Below are 24,434 nucleotides of genomic sequence, written 5' to 3' on the forward strand. Positions count from 1 at the left end.
CTTGCCAAGGTGGGACTGCTTATGCGGGAGCGCCCGACGACGGCAGGCGAGTGCCGTCGTCGGGCGCCACATGGTTGGCCTACCTCCTCTGGTACAGGGCGGCGAGCACCAGTCGGCACGCGCTCGGGATGGGTTGGATAATGATGGCAGCGGTGCTCTCGGCCAGTCGCCGGGCAGTTGCGCTGAGTGGGCCGCCGGCAATGATGACGGCCTCGGCATGGTCAGTGGCTGTGGCTGTTCTGACGGCCTGCGCCAATTCCTGGAACTGCTGTTCAGGGTCCGCCGCCAAGGCCAAAGGTTCCGAAGCTGTGAGGCGCACCCCCGTGAAGTGCTCCTGGAATCCATGGTCCGCCACCAGCTTGGCGAGGGCTTCCACTAGCAACGGCGTGCTTGTCGCCATACCGAATCGGCGGAGTTGGCCCTCAGGGGTGTGTGCCGCGGCATGAACGGAGCCTTGTCCAATGCCGATCACAGGGATGTCCAGTTCCTGGTCCAACGCAGCCCTCCCCGGATCCCCTATCGCTGCAACAATCACCGCAATCACCGTTCCGCCGTCGGGACCGGAAAGGTAGCCCTGTACGGCATCGCGGACGTGCGCCGCAGACTCAGTCAAGGAGGTGGGATCCACAATCATGGCCGGTCCCCCGGCAGCGGTAACGCCCACTACTTGGAGCCCCCGCGGTTCCAGGCTCTCCCTGGCGAGGTCCACCATCATGGCTGTGGTGTTGCCGTTGGTGTTGGGGTTGACCACCAGAACTGTGCACGGGGCAGGCCTTCCGGCTGTGCCAGGGTCCCTAGTGTCCATAGATTGCTGCCTCCTCGTCATCGTTCGGTTCAGCGTCTTCTTCCAGGGGCTTGTTGAATGTTTCCGGCGGGAATTGGACCACGATGGCCAGGATCAGGAAAAGCACCGCCAAGGTAGTGAACATGCCTGGCAACCCGGAGGAATCGAACACGGCGCCCGAAATGAGAGGGAACAGGCCTCCGGAAAGGGAGCCCGCGGCCAGGATGATAGATGTTCCGAATCCCCGGGTACGCGTTGGGTAGAGCTCCGGCGCGAACAGCCAAATGGTGGTGTTCAGGATGATGACTGAGAAGTTGAACAGAACCCCGAAAACTACCACCAGCACAATGTCGGTAGCCAGGAAAGCCATGGACAGTCCGGACATGCAGCCCAGTATCGCAGCGGCCGTCAGGACCTTCTTGCGGGGCAACCGGCTGGCAAGATAGGCGGCGGTGCATGCGCCCAGCAAAGAACCGGACTGCATGATCAGCGTGAACCAGAGGCTCGTGTTCACCGCGTAACCGCGGGAGACCAAGATGGTTGGCATCAGCGTCAGCATCGAAATCTGGGCGGCGTAGGACATGCAAACGGCAATGCACAGCAGGACCGTTCGCTTGAGGAGCTTCCCGCGCAGGGCGTCCTTCCAGTGCCCGGACGAGGCGGCCACCACTGGGTCCGGTACTGCGGTGATGTAGGTTTCGGGATCATGAATGGGGCCGGAGAGCTTGTTGCGCGCCAGCCGGGTGATGACCAGGTTAGCTTCGTCGATCTTTCCTTGCGAGGCCAGGAAACGCGGGGTTTCAGGAACGTAGCGCCGGAAGAACATGACCAGAAGGGCGGGGATGAACAGCAGGCCGAATACCCACCGCCACTTGTCCGGCCCGTCGAAGAGCGTGAAGACGAGGATGCCGAAGGCCGGCGCCAGCATGTTGCCCAAACCGGCAGCGGTGACGTTGATGAGCCCTACCGCGGTGCCACGGTGTTTGGCGGCGAAAAACTCAGCCATCATGATTACGGCGACGGCGATTTCGCCTCCGAGTCCGAAGCCCACAATAAAGCGGCCTGCCGCGAGGATGGGGTAGTTGGGGGCCACGGCGCAGATCAGGGAGCCGCCTGCGAAGATGATGAGGTTGATGACCAGCATGTGCCGCCGGCCGTACTTATCGACGATCAGGCCCGTCGCCAGTCGTCCAAGTGCGGTTGCCGTAAACGTCATTGTGTTCAGCAAACCGATTTCGGTGGCGCCCAATCCCCAGGACTGGCGGAGTATGGGGCCGGTGATACCCACGGCATTTTGTTCAAGGGCGTCGAAGAACACGCCGAGCAGGATCATGAAGACGATCTGGCGGTGCGCGCCGGTCACCCCAATCCTCTGATACGCGCCTTCGATTTGTTTAGCCAGGGATCCGGTCCGCGGTGTTGCAGCCTCCTGGGCAAGGTCTTTTTCCACAGTGCGCTCCTATCTGAGCTCTGAAGGTTCATTCATTGCCACGCGAATGGTTCCGTCATGCGGAATGTGAATATCACATGAGGGAATGTGATGGAGATTACACTTTGGGATACCAAAAGGCCATGGTTGGCGTATAAACAGAATGTGACCGGGGGCTCAAAATGGGTGGGGCCTACGCGGCTTGATGACCTTCTTCGGACGGATGGGCACGGGAATGCATCCGCATTAGGTTGATTTTGCGCACTCAAGGTGTCAAAAGAGGTCAGGAAGCCACTGCCCAACAACTTCGCGGCCTCACCAAGAACGAGCCGGGCGTTCGTGTCCCTATCGCAACGTAGTATGCCAGCAGGTCCACAGCCTCACCAGGCGCAGGAAATTCTGCTGGATCATTCGCCTGCCTCCTCTGAACATCCCCGGATCTCCGGGGGTCCCTAAGGTGAACTGAGCAATGATCCAGCAGAATTCATTTGCTTCGGGATTTACCAGCGGCCGCCGCCACCTCCTCCGCCTCCAGGACCCTGGGCCTGGGTGTACTCGCCGGCCGTGACGGTTCCCTGCTCCTCGGCGCCGGAGATGGACCCTGTTGTCACGCCGGAATCAGCATCGGCGCTACCTCCTGTGTACACGGTGTACGTGGCTTCATCGGTGATCGCGGAGGATGAGAACACCAAGGATGCGGTGGTTTTGGTGGTCACGAACGTAGCAACCACGGCCCCGGCCGAGTCAACTATATGTACTGGAGTGCCTGCGGAAACCGAGGAGCTGAAGGTTACCTGCACACCGGACTGCGTGGACGAGGCTCCCGGGGTGACCGCCATGCCTGAACTGCCTGCCGCTGCCACGGTGCCGCCGGTGACGGTGAGGTCACCGTTGACGTCGAGCGCTCCGTTGCCATCGTTGGTGGGACCGTTCACCACCACGGTGCCGCCGGAAATCGTGGCGCTGCCGTTGGAGTCCAGGCCGTCGCCCTCGGAATTAATGGTCAAGGTTCCGCCGGAGATGTCCACGGTGTAGTCGCCCACCGTTTCCCCGCCGCCCATGCCCCCGCCACCTGGTCCGCCCATTCCGCCACCGGCCGTGCCTGCGTCAGAAGACGTGGTGGACGAGCCGCCCGAGGCGTTCACGCCGTCGTCGTGCGCCGTGACGGAAACGTCGCCGCCGGTAATGGCGATGTGCTGTGCCTCGAGCCCCTCCTCGGACTCGGCCACGGTCACGCTTCCGCCGGACACCGTGAGGGTGTTGAAGGCCTTCACGCCGTCATCGCCGGCTTTGACGCTCAGAGAGCCGCCGCTGACCAGGAGCCAACCCCGGCCTTCGTCTGTTTCATTGTCAGCCTTAACTCCGTCCCCGCCCGCGGTCACCTGATAGGCACCGTCCAGCAGCACGGTGTAGTCCTTGCCCCGGATACCGTCGTCCGCGGCGTCCACAGTTACCTTGCCGGAAGCCATCACCAAGCCGTCCTTGGACACGATTCCGTCGGTGGATCTGCCATTGACTGTGAGGGAGCCGGTGCCCGCGATTGTCAGGTCCGCCATGGAGTAGAGGGCGGCGTTGGGTGCGTCGTCGCCTTGGTCGGCGTAGGTGGTGGCATCGGTCAACGTGTTGGTGCTGCCGTCCTCCAAGTACACGATCGCTTCGTCGGCGCTCTGCACCACAAACGGCGAGCCGGAGGAGCTGCCCAATTCCACACCGTCCAGAATGATCCGCACCGTATCTTCTTCTCCGGCGGCCACCACGATCTGCCCGTCAGCGAGCGAGCCGCTCAACCGGTAAGTTCCGGCTGCGCTGATGGTCACGGTGTTGCCATCTACAGCCACGCCGGTGGAGGACGACGACGTCACTTTGCTGCCGCCGTCGGCCAGGCTCACTGCCACTTCGGTGGCGGAGTCCCACGTGAGGTCGTCGTCGTCATAATGGGTATCTTCTTCGATGGTGCCAGCGGTGACTGCCTGTTGGGTTGTGGTGGTTGTCCCGGAGTTCCCGGAGGCGCTGGAGGCTGAACTGGTGGCAGCTGTGGAGCACCCGGCGAGGGAGATGGCCAGAGCTACGGCGGCAACGGAAAGGGAGGTACGGAAAGAGCGCATGGTGGATTCCTAAGTCTGTGGAGGAAAAGTCAGCTGAGGGGGCGCAGGGGCATCCTGCGCCGGAGGGTTTGATTCCAGCGGTTGCCCGGCAGCTCGGGGTGGAGTGCGGCCATTCCGGTGGCGAATTTGGAGATCCGGCATGGACGGACACCGTGTGCCCAAAGGTGCCTGTCCAAAGGGCCCGGCGCCGAACCGGATTTCGTCTCCACCACCACTGCGTTGTCCAGAAGCCAGGGGTGGCCGCCGGGACTTTGCCAGATGACGTCGGAGTCGATGGTGGCGCGGCTTCCGGACTGGGGAAGATACAAGGTGGTGCGGTGGTAACGGGTGGAAAGCACAGGCTCCAGAGGGGCGAAGCGAGCATCCCCTATCGCGGCAGTCAACGTCTCATTGACGTAGGCGAGGCCTTCCTCGGTCAGCCGATCCCGGTCGCACAACTCATACGGGATCCGTTCCTTGACTGTTGCCTCCCGGGCGCCCTCTGTCTTCACTTCCAGGAAGCTGACCGCGCTGTCCAAGTAGGTCCGGGTGCGGATCTTGAACCTTCGGCGCCGGCCATGCGCCGCCAGCATGTAGCTGTCCAGGCCGGGGGTGTCGAAGTACACGGAGTCGTAAGCGAACGTGCGCTTCCCGTCCATTTCCAGGACGCGGGCCTCGGAACTGAAAGTGGAGAAGATCTGCCGGGCGGTGGCCGACGGCACCAGATACTTCCGGTCCACCCGGGTCAGCAGGGCAGCTTCAGTGGTGAGTTCTTCAAGTCCGACGGCGGGTAGCTGGCTGAGCTGCGGAACGATCGGTTCGGCGTCGACTCGGTTCACGCTACACCTGCCGAGGTGGGCAGGGGCTGCTGGGTTTGCTGAGTGTGCGGGGCTGGCTGTGCAGGCTGGGTGCGCGGGGCAGACTGTGCGGGCAGTTCCTGCGGTGCCGGTGAAAGCGCGCCGGCCGGCTGGTCGAAACCGAGCTGCGAGTGGCGGGGCTGTGCTGGCAGGACCGCGTACCGAACGTCCACGATCGTCTTGTCGTTCACCAGGTCCAGCTCCTGGATGGTGGCCGAATGAACGGTTCCGTTGAGGACTTCCTCCAGCCGGGCGTACAGTTCGGGTTCGCTGTTGATGGCGCGGTCCAGCACTACGGTCTGGTGGCGGTAGGCGGGGAGGACCCGGGGGTTGTCGCCGACGAACATCACCAGCAGAACCAATGCCATGAGGGCTAACGTCAGCCAAAGTGGCTCCACACCGATCCCTGCGATCAGTCCCAGCGCCAACGCCGAGAAGTAGTAGGCCACCTCGTGCTGGGCGAGTTCCGTGGACCGGAGCCGGATGATGGAGAGGACACCAAACAAACCCAGTCCCAAGCCAACGCCGGCTGCAGAACCGGACAGTGCCGTGGCAACTGCCAGGACGCCCACGTTCATGCCCAAGTAGGAAACTACGAGGTCACGGCGGCGGTGCCGGCGAAGGTAGAGGGCGAGCGTCAAAATGGTGATGGCGGCAAGGTCTGCCGCGATCAGGATGATGGTGTTCATCGGTTACTCCGGAATCTCTTGGGGGATTGATGTCCACTTTTCCCGGCAAGGCTGTGCTGAAACTGTGCCCGGACCAAGGCTGGGATATGTGTTTCGACGGCGGCCGGAGCCTTACGGGCGAACAGGAACCGTTGCTGCACCGCGTAGCTGATACCCAGGAGGGTCATCTCAGTGACGAGCTTGGCCAGGAGGTCCGGGATGGCCAGCGAGGTGAGCGTCCACATGGCGGCGTAATTGGCGGACAACAGGACAAGCACCAAGGCCACATAGCCCGTAGCGGCGGCTCTGAGCGAAGTGTCCCGTCCGTGCTCAAAGACCAGCCTGCGGTTGACCATGAAATTCACGGTCGCGCTCACCAGCCGGGCTCCCACCACCGCCAATAGAAGCGAATCGGTCAAAGCGCTCAGGAGCAGGAACATCACCAGGTCCACCACGAACGCGGACAAGGATGAACCCAGGAACTTCAGCAGGGGTGCATAGATCCGCAATGAGTCAGCCACGGGGCGGAAATGCGAGCCCGAGTTGTGGTCCAGGTAGACGGTGGCGATCTCCACGGAGTCGATGCCATAGCCGGCCTGTTTCGCCTCGAGCAGCAGATTGAGTTCGTACTCGTACCGCTGCCCTCGGACCGTCATCAACCACGGGAGCATGTCAGCCCGATAACCGCGTAAGCCCGTTTGCGTATCCATGATCCGTTGACCCGTGGCCAGCCTGAACAGGCCCCGCGTTACTGTGTTGCCGAATCTGCTCCGGGCCGGGACGTCTCCGGAGAAGTTCCTGCAACCGAGCACCATGGCACCGGTGACCTTCCGGACCCGGTCCGCCACGGCAAGAATGTCAGCAACGGCGTGCTGACCATCACTGTCAGCGCAGACCACATCGTGGCCGGGAAACTCTGCCCCTATGAAGGCGAAACCACTCTTCAGCGCGTGGCCTTTGCCGCCGTTGACGGGGTAACGGAGCACATGGCACCCAAGGCGGGCGGCGTCGTCGAACGTGTCCTGGTAGCCAGGGCCGGAGCCGTCGTCCACTATTACGATGGTCAGCCATGGATCGGCGTCCTGAAGATTGCGGACGAGGACGGTGAGTTGGTGGTCCGGCTCGTAGGCCGGGATCAGGACGATCATGACTGGGCGATGTAGAGGATGTCTGAGGTTCCGCGCTCTTTGTTCTCCCCGAGCGGGTTGTTCACCAAGGACCCGTTGAAGTACATGGTGGAGGAGCCGCCGCCATCAATGTTGTACGCGGTGGTGGCACCCAGGTCCTTCATGATTTGGGCGAGGCCGGTCATGGTGACGCCGGCGCTGTAGCCGGGGCTGCGGCCGTCCACCACCACGAACACCAGGTGGTTTTCATCAATGACGCCCACGGCCGTGCGCGGTTGTTCGCCCTGGATGGAGTGGTTGCCGAAGTTCGTATCCACCTCAACATCCTCAATTCCGGAGGCGATCCCGCCGTTCTCCAGCAATGAGGGCCCAAAGGACAAGGTGTTCCACACCCCGTCTGCGATCAGCTGGTCAGCGGTGGTGGTGGTTTCGTCGTACACCTTGATGGTGCCGTCCTTGTAGAACGCCAACCCCTGGCGGGCGCCCTCGTCCCGGTACACCACACCGTTGCGGATCACGATCCCCGTATCCCGGAAACCGTAATAGTCGCCGTTGATGGCGAAGATAGCGTTGTGGTCCTCGGCGATCGCGGACGTGGTCTCTGTGATGTTCTCGCCGTACGTGTCCTCGGCAAACGCCGACTTCAGCGTGGTTGCTTCATCAAGCACGACGTCGGCAACGTAGTACGTCACAGCGTCATCGCCGCTGCCAGTGGTCACCGTAGAGATGCTGACGCCAGTGTCACCGGATGTGTAGGAAGTGTCGGTGACCACCGCGCTCGCGGACGTGTCAGCGGACGTGGCGTCCGTCGTCGTGCTGGATGCCGTGCTGTTCGTAGTTGTGGTGCCGGTTTGGCTTGCCTCGTACTCGGAGACGTTGGTGATTTCCGCATGCGGGACCACGAACCGGTCCAAAGCCCAGGCAGCGGCACCCCCGGCAGAAAGAGTGACCGCCAGCACGGCGGAGACGACGGCGCGCCGTGTCCGGCCGCCCTTACGGTGTTCAGTCTGTGGAGGAGTCATGCCTCATTTCTACGGAGCGAGGCTACGCCGGAGGTTTGCTCAACATATGCGGGGGCTGTGAAGGTTTACTCTCCTCTATGGTCCGCCTCCAGCGCAGCCTGCTCAATGCGCGCACGATGCTCAGCCCATTCGTCCTTGGTCCGGCCGGGGATGTTCGGATCGTCCGGTCTCTGACCAATGGATCCGTCCATGAGTTCGCGGATGATGTCCGCGTGGCCGGCATGCCTGGCAGTCTCCACGCACATATGGACCAGAATTTGGTGCAGCGTGACGTTCTTCTTCTCTTCAGACCACCACGGCACAACACCCGGTGCGTCCAAAGGAAGGGATTCGATGGTTTCATCGCTGTGCTTGGCGGAAAAGTGGTGAAGCTCCAGGATCTCCTCGCGGCTCTCTGTCGCTGGAACCCACATGTCCGCATCCGGTACAGCGTCGTCGGCAAACCACGGAAGGTCCCTGCCGCTGGGACGGCCAAAGGTCTCCCCGAAGTACCCCAGCTCCACACTGGCCACATGCTTCACCAAGCCCAAAAGGTTGGTGCCGGTGGGGGTCATGGGCCGTCTGGCATCGTACTCACTGAGTCCATCCAGTTTCCCGAGCAAGTCAGCCCGGCGGAGCTGCAAATAGCGGAGCAACGTTGCTTTGTCATCCATGCTGAGCACTCTACCCAAGGCCTTGGCACACTCGCTTGCCGCAGACTCAACGCGAATGCCAGAGTGAACCATGGCCACAGAAGAGGACGTCAGGCGAATCTGCCTCAGCATGCCCGGGGTTGCTGAGCGCGCCAGCTGGGGACAGCCGGCATGGTTCGCGAAAACCTTGATGGCGCGCATGTGGGAAGAAGGCGTGGGCACGGTGAAAACTGATGAACGCGAAGCGCTCGCTGCCATGAATCCCGATACCTTCTTCTGGACGCCGCATCACCAACAATCCCCGAAGCTCCTGCTGATCCGGCTCGAGAGAATCGACGCGGACGAGCTCGACGAACTCCTTCAGGAGAGCTACCGAATCGCCGGCGGCCCAGGCAAACCCAAACCCAACTAAGGGACAGCAAACGTTCCACTGAGGGCTCAATAGGACGTTTGCTGTCCCCTAGTTGGGTCGGCGCGCAGGTTAGACTCGGCCGCATGGGGGACAACAACACATCCGGGGAACACAACGCACCCGGGGAACACAACCAACCGACGCCGGGACGCAAAGTCCGCGCCGTCGTCGTGCCTTTGCTGGGGCTGATCGCAGTGCTGGTGGGGGTGATCGTGGCGTGGACCAACCTGCAAACCAACGTGGGGTGGTTTGCCTACGCGCCCTTGAGCGACACGATGTTCATGGGCGACAACGGCTCGTTTGTCAGCAAGGAAACGCAACTTGGGGTGGGCCTCGCGGTCCTCGGCCTGCTGGTTCTCGCGTTCTGGGCTGGACTCAGAATCGGCCAGCGCGGAAGCCACTCAAACCGCTGAGTTCGCCGGAGAAACGCGAAATCGCCGGAGAGCTCCAGCGAACTGGCAGCTTTCCGGCGATCTCGGCGCAAGCGGCGACGAAGACTAGGTGAGCTTCACCTGGCGGTTCATGTCCTTGTACAGCAGGTACCGGAACTCGCCCGGACCGCCCGCGTAGCAAGCCTGCGGGCAGAACGCGCGCAGCCACATGAAGTCCCCGGCCTCAACCTCAACCCAGTCGTTGTTGAGCAAGTACATGGCCTTGCCCTCCAGGACGTACAGGCCGTGCTCCATGACGTGGGTCTCCGGGAAGGGGATCACACCACCGGGCTGGAAAGTGACGATGTTGACCTGCATGTCGTGCGCGAGGTCGCTGGAATCCGTGAAGCGCGTGGTCTTCCACACGTCGTCCGTGTCCGGCATGGAGGTGGGCTCCACGTCCTTCTCATTGGTGACAAAGGACTTCGCTTCGAACCCTTCCAGGCGCTCATATGCCTTGCGGATCCAGTGGAAGGAGACGATGTCGTCGGACACGTTCTCCAAGCCCCAGTCTGAACCGGCGGCAAGGTAGGCGTATCCGCCCTCTTCGAGGTGGTGCAGCTCGCCGTCGAGAGTCAGGTTGACCTGGCCCTTGGTCACGAAGATGACGCCTTCAACGCCGGACTCAAACTCGGCCTTGGGAGCGCCGCCGCCCGGTGCGATCTCCACAATCAGCTGGGAGAACGTGGTGGCGAAGCCGGAAATCGGCCGCGCGATGATCCACGAGCGAGTGTTGGAGAAGCCCGGCAGGTTGCTGGTGACGATGTCCGTCATGACGCCCTTGGGAATCACCGTGTACGCCTCGGTGACAATGGCCCGCTCGGTGGTCAGCTGCGTCTGCGGCGGCAGGCCGCCCTGCGGGTAGTAGTACTTGCCCATGCGAAATGCTCCTATCAGTGGGAAGTCGGTTGCGCCAGCCGCGGGTGCGCCAGTGCGGTCAGCTGTGAAAGTTCGACGCCGGCAAGCGCCTTGACCTCGTCGGTCCCCACTGCGCCGCACTGGACGCCGCGGAGGACGAAGCCGGCAAGGGCGCGCGCGGTGGCGGGCTCGTCCATGACGCCGCCTTCGGTGCGCTCAACATAGTTACGGAGACGCAGGGCCGCGGCAGGCAGGCCTTCGCGGTAAAAAGCGTACGACGCCGAGAAACGGCTGGGCAGTTGCGCGGCGTGGAGATCCCAGCCTTGGTAGTACCCGTTTTCCAGGGACCTGCGGACCAGGCGGCCGTGCAGCTTCCAAGCATCTTCCACACCGTCACCCACGGGGATGATGTTGGTGGAACCGTCGGAGAGGCGGATGCCCGTCCCGGCGACGGCGAGCTGCATGACTTCCTTGGCGAAATCGGCCACCGGGTGCTCCATGGACTGGTATTCCGCGGAGATTCCCAGCGAGGCGCTGTAGTCATAGGTCCCGTAGTGCAGGGCGCTGATACGGCCCGGAACAACGTGGGGGAGCTGTGCAACCGGCGAGGTTCCGTCCGGGCCGATGATGAGCTGCGGGGTTTCCACCTGCACCTCAAAACGGAGCCGGCCGGCGGGAAGTCCGTGGACTTCCTCAAGGCGGGACACTGCGTAGTCCATGGCCTGAACCTGGGCCACCGTGGTGACCTTGGGCAGGGTAAGGATCAGGCCGGCCGGGAGTTCGCCGGCCTGAGCCAACGTGGAGACGAACAGGTCCAGCGTCTTCAGGCCGCGGGCGCGGGTGGGTGCTTCGAAGCACTTGAAGCGGATGCCGATGAACGGCGGAGCTGTTCCGGCCGCAACGGCAGTGGCAACAGCCTTGGCGGCAGCAACGGCGTCGGCGTCTTCTGCCTCATCGCCGCGGTCGCCGTAGCCGTCTTCGAAGTCCAAACGGAGGTCTTCGATCGGCTCGGCGGTGAGTTTCTCCGCTACCCGGGAGGCAACAGCGGCAGCCAGGTGGGACTCTTGGCCCAACAGCCGGCCGAGCTTTTCCAGGCCGCCGTGAGCTTCCGCCGTCGCCAGAGCCTGGGCGCCCCACTCTGCCGCAAGGGCAGGTGTGAAGCGATCGGCCGGGATGTAGACGGTGTGGATGGGCTGGCGTGAGCCGTCGTCGCCGGGGTAGTTACGGTCCAGCAACTGGTCCGTGGCCTCAAGCTGGGACTCGATGTGAGCCAGATCAGAGGAAGTGAATGAGCCCATCTCAGCCCACCAGCTCGTACGCGGGAGTGGTGAGGAAGTCCGTGTAATCGTCGGACAGACAAATGTCCTCGATCAGCTTGGATGCCGGCTCGTAGTACTTCGCGAAGTTTTCGTCGCCGAATTCGATGCGGAGGCGCTCTGTTTCTTCGCCCAGGATACGGCTGACGAGTTCGCGGGTCACGGTGTTGCCCGTGTCCGCCAGGACGGACTTGTTGCGGATCTGCTGCCACACCTGCGAGCGGGAGATCTCGGCGGTTGCGGCATCTTCCATGAGGTTGTGGATGGCAACGGCGCCGCTGCCGGAGATCCAGACGCCCGTGTAGGCGACGGCGACGTACAGGTTCAGCCGCAGACCGGCTTCGGTGACGGTGCCGCCGGCGGAGGCGACGTCGATCAGCTGCTCGGCCGTGACGTTCACCTCGGGGCGCTGCTTGTCCAGCTGATTCTTCTTACCGCCGTTGGCAGGATCGCCCAGCACGGAGTCGAAGACTTCGCGGCAGGTGGGAACCAGGTCCGGGTGGGCAACCCAGGAGCCGTCGAAGCCGTCATTTGCCTCGCGGGTCTTGTCCGCACGGACTTTGTCGAAGGCTGCGGCGGTGACGTCCGGCTGCTTGCGGTTGGGGATGACGGCGGCCATGCCACCCATGGCGAAGGCGCCGCGCTTGTGGCAGGTTTTGACCAGGAGCTCGGTGTAGGCGCGCATGAACGGTGCCGTCATGGCAACGGTGGCGCGGTCCGGGAGGACGAACTCCTCGCCGGCATCACGGAAGTACTTGATGATGCTGAACAGGTAATCCCAGCGGCCGGCGTTAAGGCCCGATGCGTGATCGCGCAGTTCGTAGAGGATCTCGTCCATCTCGAACGCGGCCGGAATGGTTTCGATGAGCACGGTGGCGCGGACGCTTCCCTGCGGGATGCCGAGGAAGTCCTGTGCGAACACGAACACATCGTTCCAGAGGCGTGCCTCCAGGTGGCTCTCCATCTTGGGTAGGTAGTAGTAGGGGCCCTGGCCGTTGAGAAGGAGCTGCTTGGCGATGTGGAAGAAGTGCAAGCCGAAGTCCACCAGCGCACCCACGGCGGGTTCGCCGTCGATCAGCAAGTGGCTTTCTTCCATGTGCCAGCCACGGGGGCGGGCTACCACTACGGCCAGGGGAGCGTCGGTGCGGAGACGGTATTCCTTGCCCTCGGGCGAGGTGTAGCTCAGGGTGCCCTGCGCGGCGTCGCGGAGGTTCAGGATGGCGTCGATGACGTTGGACCAGGTGGGCGTGCTGGCGTCTTCGAGGTCCGCGAGCCACACCTTGGCGCCGGAGTTCAGGGCATTGATGGCCATCTTGGCCGGGGTTGCCGGGCCGGTCATCTCAACGCGGCGGTCCTGCAAAGCTGCCGGTGCCTCAGCAACCTTCCAGTCGCCGTCGCGGACGTCCTGGGTCTCCGGCAGGAAGTCCAGGCGGCTGGTGTCCGCAACCTTCTGGCGCTTGACGGCGCGTGCTTCCAGCAGCTCCTTGCGGGTGCCGGCGAAGCGCTTGTGCAGTTCCTCGATGAAGGCCAGCGCCTTGGGGGTGAGGATTTCCTCGGCGCGATCGATCGGCCGGGGATCGGTGACTGTGATAGCCATGTGAGCGGATTCCTTTTTCTAGAGTGCGCTGGCGGCGTTGGCGTGCGCAGCATTGGCTACGGCGGTGGCAACGTCGGCGGCAACATGGGGATCGAAGACGCTGGGGATAATGTAACTCGCGTTGAGCTCATCGTCAGCCACCCGGTTGGCGATTGCCTCGGCCGCGGCCACCAGCATGTTGGGCGTGATGTCCGATGCCCCCGCGTCCAGCAGTCCGCGGAAGAAGCCGGGGAAGGCCAGCACATTGTTGATCTGGTTGGGGAAGTCGCTGCGGCCCGTGGCAACCACGGCTGCGTGCTTGGAGGCAACAACCGGATCAATTTCCGGCGTCGGGTTGGCCATGGCGAAGACGATCGCGTTCTCGGCCATGGAGGCAACCTGCTCTTCGCCGATCACGTGCGGGGCGGAGACACCGATGAAGACGTCCGCTCCCTTGAGGGCGTCGTGCAGGGTTCCGGAGAAGCCTTCTTCGTTGGTGTTCGCGGCAATCCAGCTGCGGTGTTCGTCGCCGTATTCCTCGCCGGAGTGGATGGCGCCGGAGCGGCCTGCGGCGATGATGTGCTGTGCGCCCTGGGCCTTGAGGAGCTGGATGATGGCCGAGCCGGCAGCGCCGACGCCCGAAACCACGATCTTCACCTCGGAGAGCTTCTTGTCCACAACGCGGAGGGCGTTGACCAAGGCCGCGAGGGTAACAATCGCGGTGCCGTGCTGGTCGTCGTGGAAGACCGGGATGTCCAGTTCTTCGCGGAGGCGGTTCTCGATTTCGAAGCAGCGCGGTGCGGCGATGTCTTCGAGGTTGATGCCGCCGTAAACGGGGGCCATGGCCTTGGCGATCATGATGATTTCTTCGGTGTCCTGGGTGTCCAGGCAGACCGGCCATGCGTCAACGTTGGCGAACTGCTTGAAGAGGGCGGCCTTGCCTTCCATCACGGGAAGGGCGGCGGCGGGACCGATGTTGCCCAGGCCCAGCACAGCCGAGCCGTCGGTGAGGACGGCAATGGTGTTGCGCTTGACCGTCAGGTTGCGGGCTGCGGCCGGGTCTTCTGCGATGGCCATGCAAACACGGGCGACGCCGGGAGTGTAGGCGCGCGAGAGATCGTCACGGTTGCGCAGGGCTACTTTGGGGACCACTTCGAGCTTGCCGCCGAGGTGCATGAGGAAGGTGCGGTCGGAGACGTGCTGGACGGTGACGCCGTCGAGCGCGTTCAGGGCGTCCTTCACGCGGGCTGCGTGGTCGTCGTCGGTGGTGTTGCAGGTGACGTCAACAACGATCGTCTCGTGGTGGGATTCCGTGACGTCCAGCGCGGTGATTGCTGCACCGGCTGCGCCGACGGCTGCTGCCAATTCGCTGGTAGCGGTGAAGCTCGACGGTGCGGCGACGCGCAGGGTGATCGAGTTTCCGGGGCTCGGATTCGCCATTGAAATTCCTCCTGTAAGGCCCGTTCCCGGGCCGCCGTTCCAAACTGAATGTTTTCGTATTATGGATATTATTATCTACAAAGTGGAAACACAACCCCCTGTGGGTCATGTTCGGTGTCATCGCGCAGGTGGGTGCCGTGCTGTATGTTGGGTGTTCTAAGCAATTCTTTTCACGATGCGGATAAGAGTTGTCGGAATCTGAGTCATTGGAGACAAGGGAATGGCTGAAAAAGCCTCCGGAGGCGTGCAGTCCGTTGAGCGCGTCTTTGAACTGCTGGAACTGATCACGGACGCGGGCGGCGACGTCACGCTGAGCGAACTTTCGTCGTCCACGGATCTGCCCCTGCCCACCATTCACCGCCTTTTGCGGACCCTGGTGTCCCTGGGCTACATCCGTCAGCTGCCCAACCGCCGCTACGCATTGGGCCCGCGGCTCATCCGGCTTGGCGAAGGAGCCAGCAAGCAGCTCGGCGCCGTGGCCCGTCCCCAGCTGAAGACCCTGGTGGAACGCCTCGGCGAGACCTCCAACATGGCCGTGCTGGATTCGGACATGGTCATTTACGTTGCCCAGGTCCCGTCCATGCACTCCATGCGGATGTTCACCGAAGTGGGCCGCCGCGCCCACACGCACGATACCGGCGTGGGCAAAGCCATCCTCGCCCAGCTGGACGACGAAGTTGTCCGCGGGATCGTGGCCCGCACCGGCATGCCTACCCCTACGGCCAAGAGCATCGGCGACATCGACTCCCTGCTCGCTGACTTGAAGCTCATCCGCGAACGTGGCTACTCCATTGACGAGGAAGAGCAGGAGCTCGGCGTCCGCTGCTTCGCCATGGCCGTTCCCAATGCACCCACCCCGACCGCGATCTCCGTGTCCGGGCCCATTACCCGCGTTGACCAGAGCTTCGCCGACCGCGCCGTGCCCATGCTGCGTGAAGCCGCCATGGCGATCTCTGCGGAGCTCAACCAGAACTAACCCCCGCCGCCTCCGCGCCCTGGCGCCGAGTTGGCACTTAATGCCCATGTTTTCCAAAAACATGGGCATTATTTGTCATCTCGGCACGCGACAAAAGGCGGCAGTGTCCCCCAAGGAAACACTGCCGCCTGTTCTCATCTGCGCTATGAAGGGCTAGTGCTCTGACGCACTGGAGGTCTTGAGCGGGACTTCCTTGCCATCGGCGTCGATCAGTTTGCCGTTCTCAAACCGGTCGCCCTCGCTGAGGCACTTGATGTCCTCTTCGCTGACGATCCTGTCAGTGCCCGCAACGAACACCGACTGGTTGTCCGAGTTGCCGGCCTTGAGGTGGTTGAAGAGGATGTTCAGCAGGATGGCCATGACGGCTGCCGAGCTGATGCCGGAGTGGAAGATCGTGGCGAACCAGGACGGGAACTGATCGTAGAACTTGGGGGCGGCGATGGGGATCATGCCGAATCCAATGGAAGCCGCCACGATGATCAGGTTCATGTTGTTCTTGTACTCAACCTTTGCCAGGGTACGGATACCGCTGGCTGCCACCGTACCGAAAAGTACGACGCCGGCGCCGCCCAGGACGGGCGTCGGAACCGCTGCCACAACGCGGCCCAGGATCGGCAGGAGGCCCAGGATCACCAGGATGAGGCCGCCGGCGCTGACGACGAAGCGGCTCTTGATGCCCGTGATGGCAACCAAGCCAACGTTCTGTGCGAAAGCGCTCTGGGTAAAGGAGTTGAACAGCGGGGAGATGGCGCTGGAGAGCATGTCTGCGCGGAGGCCGTCGCCGATGCGGCGTGAATCCACCTTGGTGTCCACAATCTCGCCCACTGCGATGATGTCCGCCGAGGTCTCCGTTAGGGTCACCAGGATGACGATCAGCATGGAGATGATGGCTGCGACTTCAAAGGTGGGAGCGCCGAAAGCAAACGGCGTGGGGAAAGCGACGATGTCGCCTTGGCCAACCTTGGAGAAGTCAGCCATTCCGGCAATGAGCGCAATGATGGTGCCGATCACCATGGCCAGCAGGATGGAGAGCCGGGAAATAGCGGCGTTGCCAACCTTGCTCAGGAGCAGGACGACGCCCATGGTCGCTGCTGCGAGGCCGATGTTGGCCATGCTGCCGTAGTTATCTGCCTTGGCGTTTCCGCCCATGGCCCAGTTTGCTGCCACCGGCATCAGTGTCAGGCCGATGGTAGTGATGACGGTGCCCGTCACCACCGGCGGGAAGAACTTGATGATCTTGGAGAACAGGGGAGTAATGGCCAGCCCGATCAGCGAGGCCACAATGACCGAGCCGAACACCGCCTGGATCCCGCCGCCGCCTTGGACAATCGCCACCATGGTGGAAACGCCGGCGAAGGAAACACCCTGGACCAGCGGCAGCTGCGAGCCGAACCACGGGATGCCCACCGTCTGAAGGATGGTGGCCAGGCCGCCCACAAACAAACAGGCGGCGATCAAAAGGCCGATGTCCTGTGAGTTCATGCCGGCCGCTGCACCGATGATCAAGGGCGGGGCAATGATTCCGCCGTACATGGTGAGGACGTGCTGGAAGCCGTAGGCAAAGGTGCTTCCGATGGAGAGTCGCTTGTCCTCGGGCCGCTCGGGTCGCCCTGCGCGTTCTGCGCGGGACGAGGTGGTATTCGCGGGGCGGGACTTCTTGTTGATGTTCATGGCAGACTTTCTGGGTTCATGGCAGACGTCTTCGTCTGGCTAACTGTGTCTGGCTAACAAAATCTTTGGTTTTGGGGTTGGTTTTGTGTGCAGGTCCGGCCTTTACGGGGCGCCGTTGGGGTGGACCTGCACACAAAGCCTTGAGGTACTGCTCTTGTTGTGCGCGTTAGCGCTGCTTTGGTGCGGGTTTAGCAGAAGCCGGCGATGCCGCTCCAGGCAACCGGTGCAGCCTCGATGTTCTCGCGCTGGACGGTGGCTTCGATCAGGCCGTACGGACGATCCGCGGCGAAGAAGACCTCGTTGGGGTTGTCCAGGCCGAACGGGCTCAGGTCAACCAGGAAGTGGTGCTTGTTGGGCATGGAGAACTTGATCTCGTCCACTTCGCTGTGTGCTTCCAGGACCTTCTTGCCCATGTCGAACAGCGTCTGCTGCAGGGCGTGGGAGTAGTTTTCCGTGAAGCCTTCGAGCAGGAGGGCCTTGATGTCCTCGTAGCTCTTGTTGAAATCCGTGCCGGCGAAGTCAAGGTTGGTGTTGTAGCGCCAGCGGGCGGATACATCGGTGGCCAGGATACGGTCGGTGGTTTCAGGCAGGGTGGTGTACTTATCCCGCGGGTAACCCACAAAACCGGACTGCGTGGTCTTCAGGACGGTAAGGTCCTTGAGGCCGCTGATCAGGTGTGTGGTGGCGCCATCGCGGACGACGACGGCGGTACGCACCTCTTGTCCGTTGCGGACGAAGCTGTGGTCGTGTCCCTCGCCGTGGGCCTGGATGCGATCCCAGCTGTAGGCTTCGGCTTCCCAGCGTCCGCCGGTAACCCAGTCGAATCCGCCGGTGAAGTGGTCTGCGAGGCGAAGCAGGAAGGACTCGGGTGAGCCGACGCCTTCACGGGCAAAGGCATACACCGTGTTCTTCTGGGTGTCGGTGGCAACCACGTGGCCGTTGTCGCCTTGGAGGTGGGCCGCTTGGAAGTCGCCCCGCAGCTGCGAGGTGACGTTCAAGTCTTCGATGTGGTGGCGGTCGGTATCCCGGGTGACCTTGACGACGCGGACTTCTGCTTTGCCGTACTGGTTTTCGCCGAGGACGATGTTGTTGCTCATGGTCATATCCCAACTTCTGTGAGGTGGAACCTAGGTTCCATCAATGAAATTAAGCGCGTGTTTCCACTGCGTTTCTGGTGGCGCTGACCCAACAAAAAAGAGCCAGCATCCATGGATGCCAGCTCATTACGACCCTGCCTGCTGCTCTCAGGTTACGTGACCTACGCCACGAACTGATTCGAGAGTAGCGCACTATTTCGACTTATGTATACGGGTTTCGAAGGATCGTTATGAAGCATCCAAATGTGACCGGGGCAACTCGCTTTGCTCGGGCGGGGGCCTTGACGCCTGCTTTGGCCACTGCCTACACTTTCCACATAACAATAAAAGTTTTCCGAAAGACGGAAACTGTTTGCATGGGAAAGAGGAGGAACAGATGGACTCGAAGGATACGAACAACGTCGTGGAATTCCCGTCGCCGGGTCAGGAGCTGTACCTGCCCTTCGGTGCAACAGATCCCGACTTCTATATTCCGGCCGACTGTGACCGCAAAGCCGGCGGGTTCTCCCGATGGCTGCGCGCGCTCCCTGTGTTCGGTCGGCAGCGTCCCTAGGATCTTTCCGTCATCAGCGGCCCCCTTTCTTCGGACAGGGAACCCTGCCGCTGCGGGAATTTTCATGGGCACGGACTCTGCGCAACAGAGCCAACGAGGCGGGCGATACCAGGGGAGGTATCGTCCGCCTTTCCGCTGCCTGCGCCAGGTTGTCCTCCCCGTGTTGCCTTGCCCGCCCGTTTCGGGGGTTCCCTGCTCACCGTGCCGTGCGCACGGCATGGTTGGCAGCGAACCCCCGAGTCCGGCCTAGCTCGTTGCCCTGAGCACCCGCAGCACGCTGGTTTTGAACTCCTGCTCCCTGAACAGGTGCTGCCACTTGATGCGAATGAACGTCCAGCCGAGCTCGCTCAAGGCCTTCTCACGCAGCCGTTCCTGGTAAATCACCTCGTCGGTAGGCGCGTAGTCGAAATACTTCACCCGTCCATCGAACTCCAGCGCAACCTTCTTTTTCTTCCACGCAAAGTCGAGCCGATGGCGACCCTCCGCTGACGTGACCTCCACCTGCAAATCGGGCATGTCTATCTGTAACCGCTGGAGCAATTCGCGGGTGAGTGTTTCCCCGGGCGACTCTGACCTGGCATCTGCATTCTCCAAAGCCCGCCGAAGAGTCAGAACCCCACTGCGTCCGGCCATCGATGCGCACATTTGCTGCATCCTCACGGCATCGGCACCCTTTCTCAGGGCGTGATCCATCAAAATCAGGGCTTGTTTGTAGTTCAGCATGCGGCAGCAATCCACCACCGTTTGTTCCAAGCTGGTGCATGGCATCCCCTGAATGAAAGCAACGCCGCCCGTTAGTTTCTGGAGGCGGGTATGTGGAATCACGTCACCGCCATGAGAAGTGGAAGACGCTGTGGTTTCCGTGGTGATGTGGACCTTGTCATCCACGTTCCACAGGAATAATCCGTGGAGGCGCGCGGCCGAGGTGTGGCTGTAAACCGAGCCGCCGGCCGCCGTCGTAAGTGTTCCGTGGGCGTGCGCGGCAATCAGCTGCATACTGCGGATCCATGGTTTCTGGGCTGTCCATGTGCTGCCTCGGATATAGCAGCCGCGGCGTAGGCGGACCAGATCCCCTGAACGGACCAGCAAGGCAATTCTTCGATCGTGTATCCCTGCTTCATGCAGCTCGTTGGTCCGCCACAAATCCATTCCCCGGGGTAGTCGATCACTGATGCTCTTTGTCATGAGTCAAGCGTCGAATGAGCAGGAGATCCGGCACAGGGGCGAGTTGGCCTATGTGGAGAACCGGCGTCGATGGTTCCCTGCGGACCGTGCCGTGCGCACGGCACCCTGAGCAGGGAACCATCGAAACGGGCGGCATGGCGGATTTAGGCTTCCCGTATGCTGGGTCGACGACCACCTACGGGTACCTCAAGGTCGTGGCGGCCCTGACCGGACACGGGCCGCAACCTCTCGCTCCACCGGGCCGTCTACAGGCGGTGTCCGGCAGAGATGGAGAATCCGACGCGCATCGCCGCGCCGTGCCAGGCGATGTCCTGGCTGAAACCCTGCCAAGGCAGGTGGCGAATAGAGCCGGCTGGGGAGACGGCACCGAGGCAGCTTCACTTTGGCTGCTACTCAAAGGAATGCAAGTCATGAAACTCAAGGTCTCAATTTTCGTGGCGGTGATGGCGTTGGCTCTTTCCGGGTGCACAACGCCTGAACCCCAGCCAACCCCAAGTGCCACCGCGACTTCGACGGAGACACCAACTGAAACGGCGACGGCGACATCCACGCCGACACCGACACCGACGGTCACGCCAACACCTACAACGACGGCGACTGCCACACCTACCGCGACGCCAACACCGACAGCGACGGCGACTGCCACACCTACCGCGACGGCGACTGCCACACCTACCGCGACGCCAACACCGACAGCGACGGCGACTGCCACACCTACCGCGACGGCGACTGCCACACCCACCGCGACGCCCACCCCCACACCCACCGCGACCCCGACGGTTCCGCCGACAGGCACCCTCACTAACCTGGCCAGGATTCCTTGGGACGGTGGTCCTGCCTACTGGGCAAAGTTCCCGGGCGCGGCGAGGCTCAACAATCCCAACATTTTCCCCATAGGTGTCTGGTACGGAAAGCCTTCCCACGCAGCCGCACTGAAGGACATCGGCGTCAACGTTTACCACAACGCAGAACACGACGGTTCGCCCATGAGCATGATCACCAACACGGGAATGCTGGTGATTCCCGGCGGCGAGTGGAGTCAATCCGAGGTGGGAACAAACCCGGGTGTTGTGGGGTGGGACACCGATGACGAATGCGAGATGGTGGGCCTGGGTTGCGGGAGTGTTTCTGCAGCCCAAAACCTGCAGGTCATGAAAAACCTGGTCTCGGAGATCAGGGCGAAGAACGATGGCCGGTTTGCGGCCGCGAACTACTCGAAGGGAATTTTCGGCACGTTCTGGGCTCCCGGTCTGATGGATGATTTCATGGCCGCGGTGGACATGTCCTCCAATGACCAGTACTTCTATACCCGCGCCGATCTCCAGTTCGAGGCGGACCGGACGCCGTCGTGGCCCTCGGGTGCATCGGTGAAGACCTCCGCAGCGTATGGGTGGATCGTGGATCGTATGCGCTTCTACCAATCGAGCCCGGGGATCCAGCCGAATTGGGTGTTCGTTGAGTCGGCCCGGCCGTTCCTGGAAAGCAGCGCTGACCGCACCATCACACCCGAGCAGATGGAAGGTGCCATGTGGTCGGCCATCATCCATGAGGCAAGGGGTATCAACATTTTCCAGCACAACAACGATTCCCAGTTCGGGACGTATTCGTTAGTGGACATTCCTGCGGACCGCAAGGCAAAGATCAAGGCCGCCTTGGCAGGGATCCAGGCGCTGGCACCTGTCCTCAACACACAAAGTTATGTGTGGGATGCTGGCGCCGCGGGTACGGACACCATGCTTAAGGCCAAGGACGGGAACGCCTACCTTTTCGCGGGCATCGGGCTAAACGGTGCCACCGGCTCGAAGAGGTTCACAGTTCCTGCCGGCATCACAGGTACCCAGGTGGAGGTGGTGGGCGAAGGCCGCACCATCCAGATCTCCGGTGGCGGGTTCACGGATTCGTTCGCCAACGAGTACTCGCATCACGTATACAAGGTCACCATCTAACTGCACCCACCCGTTTCGAGGGTTCCCTGCGAACAGTGCCGTACGCACGGCATCCTGCGCAGGGAACCCCCGAAAACGGGCCAAGCAACAGCTACCCCGCAACCAGCTTCCGCGCCGCAGCCGAGTGCTCCGCGATGAGCCCGGCAACGTCCAGCCCGGGAATCGCGCCGTCAACTACCCGCCATGCCCCGCCCACCATCACACGGTCTGCCCGGTCCGCCCCGCAGAGCAACAACGCAGCCACGGGGTCGTGGCTTCCGGAGAACCGCAGTTCGTCGGGCTTGAACAAGGCCAGGTCTGCCTGCAGGCCTGGAGCCAACTGGCCGATGTCGGAGCGCCCCAAAACGGCGGCGGATCCACGGGTTGCCCATCCCAGTGCACGTTCCACGGGCACTGAGGCGCCATAGCGGAGCCGCTGCAGGTAGAGGGCCTGCCGTGCTTCGAGGATCATGTTGGAAGCATCGTTCGACGCCGAACCGTCCACTCCCAGCCCCACGGGAACACCTGCGGCCTCAAGTTCCAGGACCCGAGCGGTGCCGGATGCGAGGCGCATGTTCGACGTCGGGCAGTGGGCCACCGCTGTTCCTGCAGCTCCCAGCCGCGCAATTTCCTCGTCATTGAAGTGGATGCCATGTCCAAGCCAGGTGCGTGATCCCAACCAGCCAACGGATTCCAGGTAATCCACGGTCCGCAGCCCGAACATGGATTTGCAGAAGTCTTCCTCGTCAATGGTCTCTGCAAGGTGGGTGTGTAGCCGGACATCGAACCGCTCAGCCATGGCCGCTGATTCGGCCATGATTTCCTTGGTCACCGAGAATGGGGAGCACGGGGCCAGGGCGATCTGCACAACGGCCCCGTCACCGGTCTCGTGGTACTGGCGAATCAGCCGTTCACTGTCCGCAAGGATCGCCTCCGGTGACTGGACCGTGGTCCTGGGCGGCAGCCCGCCGTCGTCCTCTCCCAAGGTCATGGACCCGCGGGTCAAGGTGGCCCGCATTCCCATGGAGCGCACCGCGGCCACCTCTATGTCGATCGCGTCTTCCATGCCGTCCGGGAAGAGGTAGTGGTGGTCGGCGGCAGTGGTGCAGCCGGAAAGCAGCAGTTCAGCCAGCGCAACCTGCACGGCAAGCTCCAGGCTTCGCGGCGTCAAACGGGCCCAGACGGGGTACAAGTTCTGGAGCCACGGGAACAGGGGAGCGTTGGCCACGGGACCCCAGGCGCGGGTGAGGGTTTGGTAGAAGTGGTGGTGGGTGTTGATGAGCCCGGGCAGGACCACGTGGGCCGAGGCATCAAAAACAGAGCAGGGGATGGTGGGCTGCCCGCCCGAGGGCACCAGCTCCATGATGGTGCCGGAGTCGGATACCACCAGCCCGCCGCCGGCGTCGAGATTGTTTGCGGTGAAGATACCCAGCGGGTTCTTGATCCAAAGTGGGGTCATTGCAGGTTCCTTGTCTGGTCGGCGAGTACGCGTTCCAGCTCAGTTAGGCCCTGTCTGCTGATCCAGGTTGCCGGGCCGTCAGAACGCGGCCCAGTCCGAAAAGCGTAGAATGCTCGACGGCGGCCGTCAACGCCTGCGGGCGGGTTCCGGTCACATTTGGCGCCGGTCCGCTGCCGGTCCAAGATCGTCCTGCTGAAAGAAATTAATTTCGCATGACGAAATTAAACTTTCAAAAAACTATGGCGCGGCTCACAATCGTGATGCTACGCTCTAACTGCCAAAGGCGGGCACCCGGACCTCGGGAAGCTATCTACCAGGCGCAACTTAACCTTCATCGCACATGCTGAAGCCTGGTAACCAAGCTAACTGGAGCTCCTCTCTGTAGCGCCCCCAAACAGGTCACCTGGCTTCCTCAGCACTAAGGAAGTCGCAACATGAGTACAACCGTCACGGCCGAGCAATTCCTGGCCACATCCATTGAGCTGGCAACGGCCAATGTCCTTAACAGTGGGGGCCCCTTCGGCGCCGTCATTGTCACCGCGGACGGACGAGCCTTCGAAGGCGTCAACCGCGTCACCGCCACGAACGATCCCACCGCACACGCAGAAGTCACGGCCATCCGTAACGCCTGCCGCGAACTGGGAACCTTCGATCTCAGCGGAGCAACCCTCTACACCAGCTGCGAGCCATGCCCCATGTGCCTGGCCTCCGCACTCTGGGCACGCGTTGACCGCGTGTTCTTTGCCGCAGACCGTCACGACGCCGCATCCGTTGGCTTCGATGACGCAGTCTTCTACGAGTACTTCGAGAACGACAACCGGGACGCGCTGATGCCGGTAGCCAAGCTGGAACTGGGCGACCCCCAGGCTCCGGAGGCCCTCCAGCCGTTCAACACATGGAACACGCTTGATTCCAGGATTGACTACTAGGGC

Annotated in this window: 22 protein-coding genes and 1 pseudogene; 6 read left to right on the forward strand and 17 right to left on the reverse strand. The window is 62.4% G+C overall.

What is annotated here, in order from left to right; genetic code table 11:
- Window positions 1-79: 79 nt before the first annotated feature.
- From BACI9J_RS03245 to BACI9J_RS03280, 9 genes and pseudogenes are all read right to left on the reverse strand, one after another.
- Complete coding sequence (locus tag BACI9J_RS03245) at window positions 80-805, reverse strand: aspartate/glutamate racemase family protein (RefSeq protein ID WP_159733152.1); 726 nt, start codon at window positions 803-805, stop codon at window positions 80-82.
- A complete protein-coding gene (locus tag BACI9J_RS03250; protein ID WP_159733153.1) occupies window positions 795-2,234 on the reverse strand; it encodes an MFS transporter in 1,440 nt (479 codons plus the stop codon). Before BACI9J_RS03250 ends, BACI9J_RS03245 begins: the two co-directional genes overlap by 11 nt.
- A 479-nt stretch (window positions 2,235-2,713) precedes the next feature.
- Window positions 2,714-4,318, reverse strand: coding sequence for a carbohydrate-binding domain-containing protein (locus BACI9J_RS03255; RefSeq protein WP_159733154.1), 1,605 nt, complete (start codon window positions 4,316-4,318; stop codon window positions 2,714-2,716).
- A 29-nt stretch (window positions 4,319-4,347) separates the two neighbouring features.
- Window positions 4,348-5,136: a polyphosphate polymerase domain-containing protein gene (locus tag BACI9J_RS03260; protein WP_236558356.1), complete on the reverse strand. Its 789-nt coding sequence runs from the start codon at window positions 5,134-5,136 to the stop codon at window positions 4,348-4,350.
- On the reverse strand, window positions 5,133-5,843 hold the full coding sequence (locus BACI9J_RS03265) for a DUF4956 domain-containing protein (protein WP_236558362.1): 711 nt from the start codon (window positions 5,841-5,843) through the stop codon (window positions 5,133-5,135). The genes BACI9J_RS03260 and BACI9J_RS03265 overlap by 4 nt, the downstream gene beginning before the upstream one ends.
- Window positions 5,840-6,532 (reverse strand): GtrA family protein, encoded by a 693-nt coding sequence (locus tag BACI9J_RS24250; protein ID WP_236558826.1) that lies wholly within the window; start codon window positions 6,530-6,532, stop codon window positions 5,840-5,842. The genes BACI9J_RS03265 and BACI9J_RS24250 overlap by 4 nt, the downstream gene beginning before the upstream one ends.
- A 21-nt stretch (window positions 6,533-6,553) precedes the next feature.
- Window positions 6,554-6,970, reverse strand: a pseudogene (locus BACI9J_RS24255) (glycosyltransferase); the annotation flags it as partial.
- Window positions 6,967-7,971, reverse strand: coding sequence for a phosphodiester glycosidase family protein (locus BACI9J_RS03275; RefSeq protein WP_159733156.1), 1,005 nt, complete (start codon window positions 7,969-7,971; stop codon window positions 6,967-6,969). The pseudogene BACI9J_RS24255 and the gene BACI9J_RS03275, both read right to left, overlap by 4 nt.
- Window positions 7,972-8,036: 65 nt before the next feature.
- Window positions 8,037-8,624 (reverse strand): DinB family protein, encoded by a 588-nt coding sequence (locus tag BACI9J_RS03280; RefSeq protein WP_236558371.1) that lies wholly within the window; start codon window positions 8,622-8,624, stop codon window positions 8,037-8,039.
- Window positions 8,625-8,694: 70 nt separating this feature from the next.
- Between BACI9J_RS03280 and BACI9J_RS03285 the strand changes: the two genes are divergently transcribed.
- Window positions 8,695-9,015: an MmcQ/YjbR family DNA-binding protein gene (locus BACI9J_RS03285; protein ID WP_159733158.1), complete on the forward strand. Its 321-nt coding sequence runs from the start codon at window positions 8,695-8,697 to the stop codon at window positions 9,013-9,015.
- An 83-nt stretch (window positions 9,016-9,098) separates the two neighbouring features.
- Complete coding sequence (locus tag BACI9J_RS03290) at window positions 9,099-9,428, forward strand: hypothetical protein (RefSeq protein WP_159733159.1); 330 nt, start codon at window positions 9,099-9,101, stop codon at window positions 9,426-9,428.
- A gap of 84 nt (window positions 9,429-9,512) precedes the next feature.
- Here the strand turns inward: BACI9J_RS03290 and BACI9J_RS03295 are convergent, their stop codons facing one another.
- The 4 genes from BACI9J_RS03295 to BACI9J_RS03310 are packed head-to-tail and all read right to left on the reverse strand — an operon-like array spanning window position 9,513 to window position 14,636.
- Window positions 9,513-10,325, reverse strand: a complete 813-nt coding sequence (locus BACI9J_RS03295) for a bifunctional allantoicase/(S)-ureidoglycine aminohydrolase (RefSeq protein WP_159733160.1) — start codon at window positions 10,323-10,325, stop codon at window positions 9,513-9,515.
- 14 nt (window positions 10,326-10,339) lie between these two features.
- Window positions 10,340-11,602 (reverse strand): DUF6986 family protein, encoded by a 1,263-nt coding sequence (locus tag BACI9J_RS03300; RefSeq protein WP_159733161.1) that lies wholly within the window; start codon window positions 11,600-11,602, stop codon window positions 10,340-10,342.
- Between the two features lies 1 nt (window position 11,603).
- A complete protein-coding gene (gene aceB / locus BACI9J_RS03305; RefSeq protein ID WP_159733162.1) occupies window positions 11,604-13,217 on the reverse strand; it encodes a malate synthase A in 1,614 nt (537 codons plus the stop codon).
- An 18-nt stretch (window positions 13,218-13,235) separates the two neighbouring features.
- On the reverse strand, window positions 13,236-14,636 hold the full coding sequence (locus BACI9J_RS03310) for an NAD-dependent malic enzyme (protein WP_159733163.1): 1,401 nt from the start codon (window positions 14,634-14,636) through the stop codon (window positions 13,236-13,238).
- A gap of 220 nt (window positions 14,637-14,856) precedes the next feature.
- On the opposite strand from BACI9J_RS03310, the gene BACI9J_RS03315 reads away from it, so the two are divergent.
- The gene (locus tag BACI9J_RS03315) at window positions 14,857-15,612 is read left to right on the forward strand and encodes an IclR family transcriptional regulator (RefSeq protein WP_011776026.1); all 756 of its coding nucleotides are present in this window, start codon (window positions 14,857-14,859) and stop codon (window positions 15,610-15,612) included.
- 153 nt (window positions 15,613-15,765) lie between these two features.
- On the opposite strand, the gene BACI9J_RS03320 is transcribed toward BACI9J_RS03315, so the two are convergent.
- The gene (locus tag BACI9J_RS03320) at window positions 15,766-17,283 is read right to left on the reverse strand and encodes a nucleobase:cation symporter-2 family protein (RefSeq protein WP_201296491.1); all 1,518 of its coding nucleotides are present in this window, start codon (window positions 17,281-17,283) and stop codon (window positions 15,766-15,768) included.
- Window positions 17,284-17,471: 188 nt separating this feature from the next.
- The gene (gene pucL, locus BACI9J_RS03325; protein WP_201296492.1) at window positions 17,472-18,386 is read right to left on the reverse strand and encodes a factor-independent urate hydroxylase; all 915 of its coding nucleotides are present in this window, start codon (window positions 18,384-18,386) and stop codon (window positions 17,472-17,474) included.
- A gap of 370 nt (window positions 18,387-18,756) precedes the next feature.
- Between pucL and BACI9J_RS03330 the strand changes: the two genes are divergently transcribed.
- Complete coding sequence (locus tag BACI9J_RS03330) at window positions 18,757-18,933, forward strand: hypothetical protein (RefSeq protein WP_201296493.1); 177 nt, start codon at window positions 18,757-18,759, stop codon at window positions 18,931-18,933.
- A 246-nt stretch (window positions 18,934-19,179) separates the two neighbouring features.
- On the opposite strand, the gene BACI9J_RS03335 is transcribed toward BACI9J_RS03330, so the two are convergent.
- Entirely contained in the window at window positions 19,180-20,118 is a 939-nt protein-coding gene (locus BACI9J_RS03335) for a type IV toxin-antitoxin system AbiEi family antitoxin domain-containing protein (protein WP_159733165.1), read from the reverse strand.
- A 410-nt stretch (window positions 20,119-20,528) separates the two neighbouring features.
- Here BACI9J_RS03335 and BACI9J_RS03340 point away from each other — a divergent pair, with 410 nt between their 5' ends.
- Window positions 20,529-22,064, forward strand: a complete 1,536-nt coding sequence (locus BACI9J_RS03340) for a hypothetical protein (RefSeq protein WP_236558373.1) — start codon at window positions 20,529-20,531, stop codon at window positions 22,062-22,064.
- 91 nt (window positions 22,065-22,155) lie between these two features.
- Here BACI9J_RS03340 and BACI9J_RS03345 read toward each other — a convergent pair whose 3' ends face one another.
- Window positions 22,156-23,502 carry an 8-oxoguanine deaminase gene (locus tag BACI9J_RS03345; protein ID WP_159733166.1) on the reverse strand — a complete coding sequence of 449 codons (1,347 nt, stop codon included), beginning with the start codon at window positions 23,500-23,502 and terminating at the stop codon, window positions 22,156-22,158.
- Between the two features lie 434 nt (window positions 23,503-23,936).
- Between BACI9J_RS03345 and BACI9J_RS03350 the strand changes: the two genes are divergently transcribed.
- On the forward strand, window positions 23,937-24,431 hold the full coding sequence (locus tag BACI9J_RS03350) for a nucleoside deaminase (RefSeq protein ID WP_011776019.1): 495 nt from the start codon (window positions 23,937-23,939) through the stop codon (window positions 24,429-24,431).
- The last annotated feature ends 3 nt before the right edge of the window (window positions 24,432-24,434 follow it).

The organism is Arthrobacter sp. 9V, assembly GCF_902506065.1.
Lineage (GTDB): Bacteria > Actinomycetota > Actinomycetes > Actinomycetales > Micrococcaceae > Arthrobacter.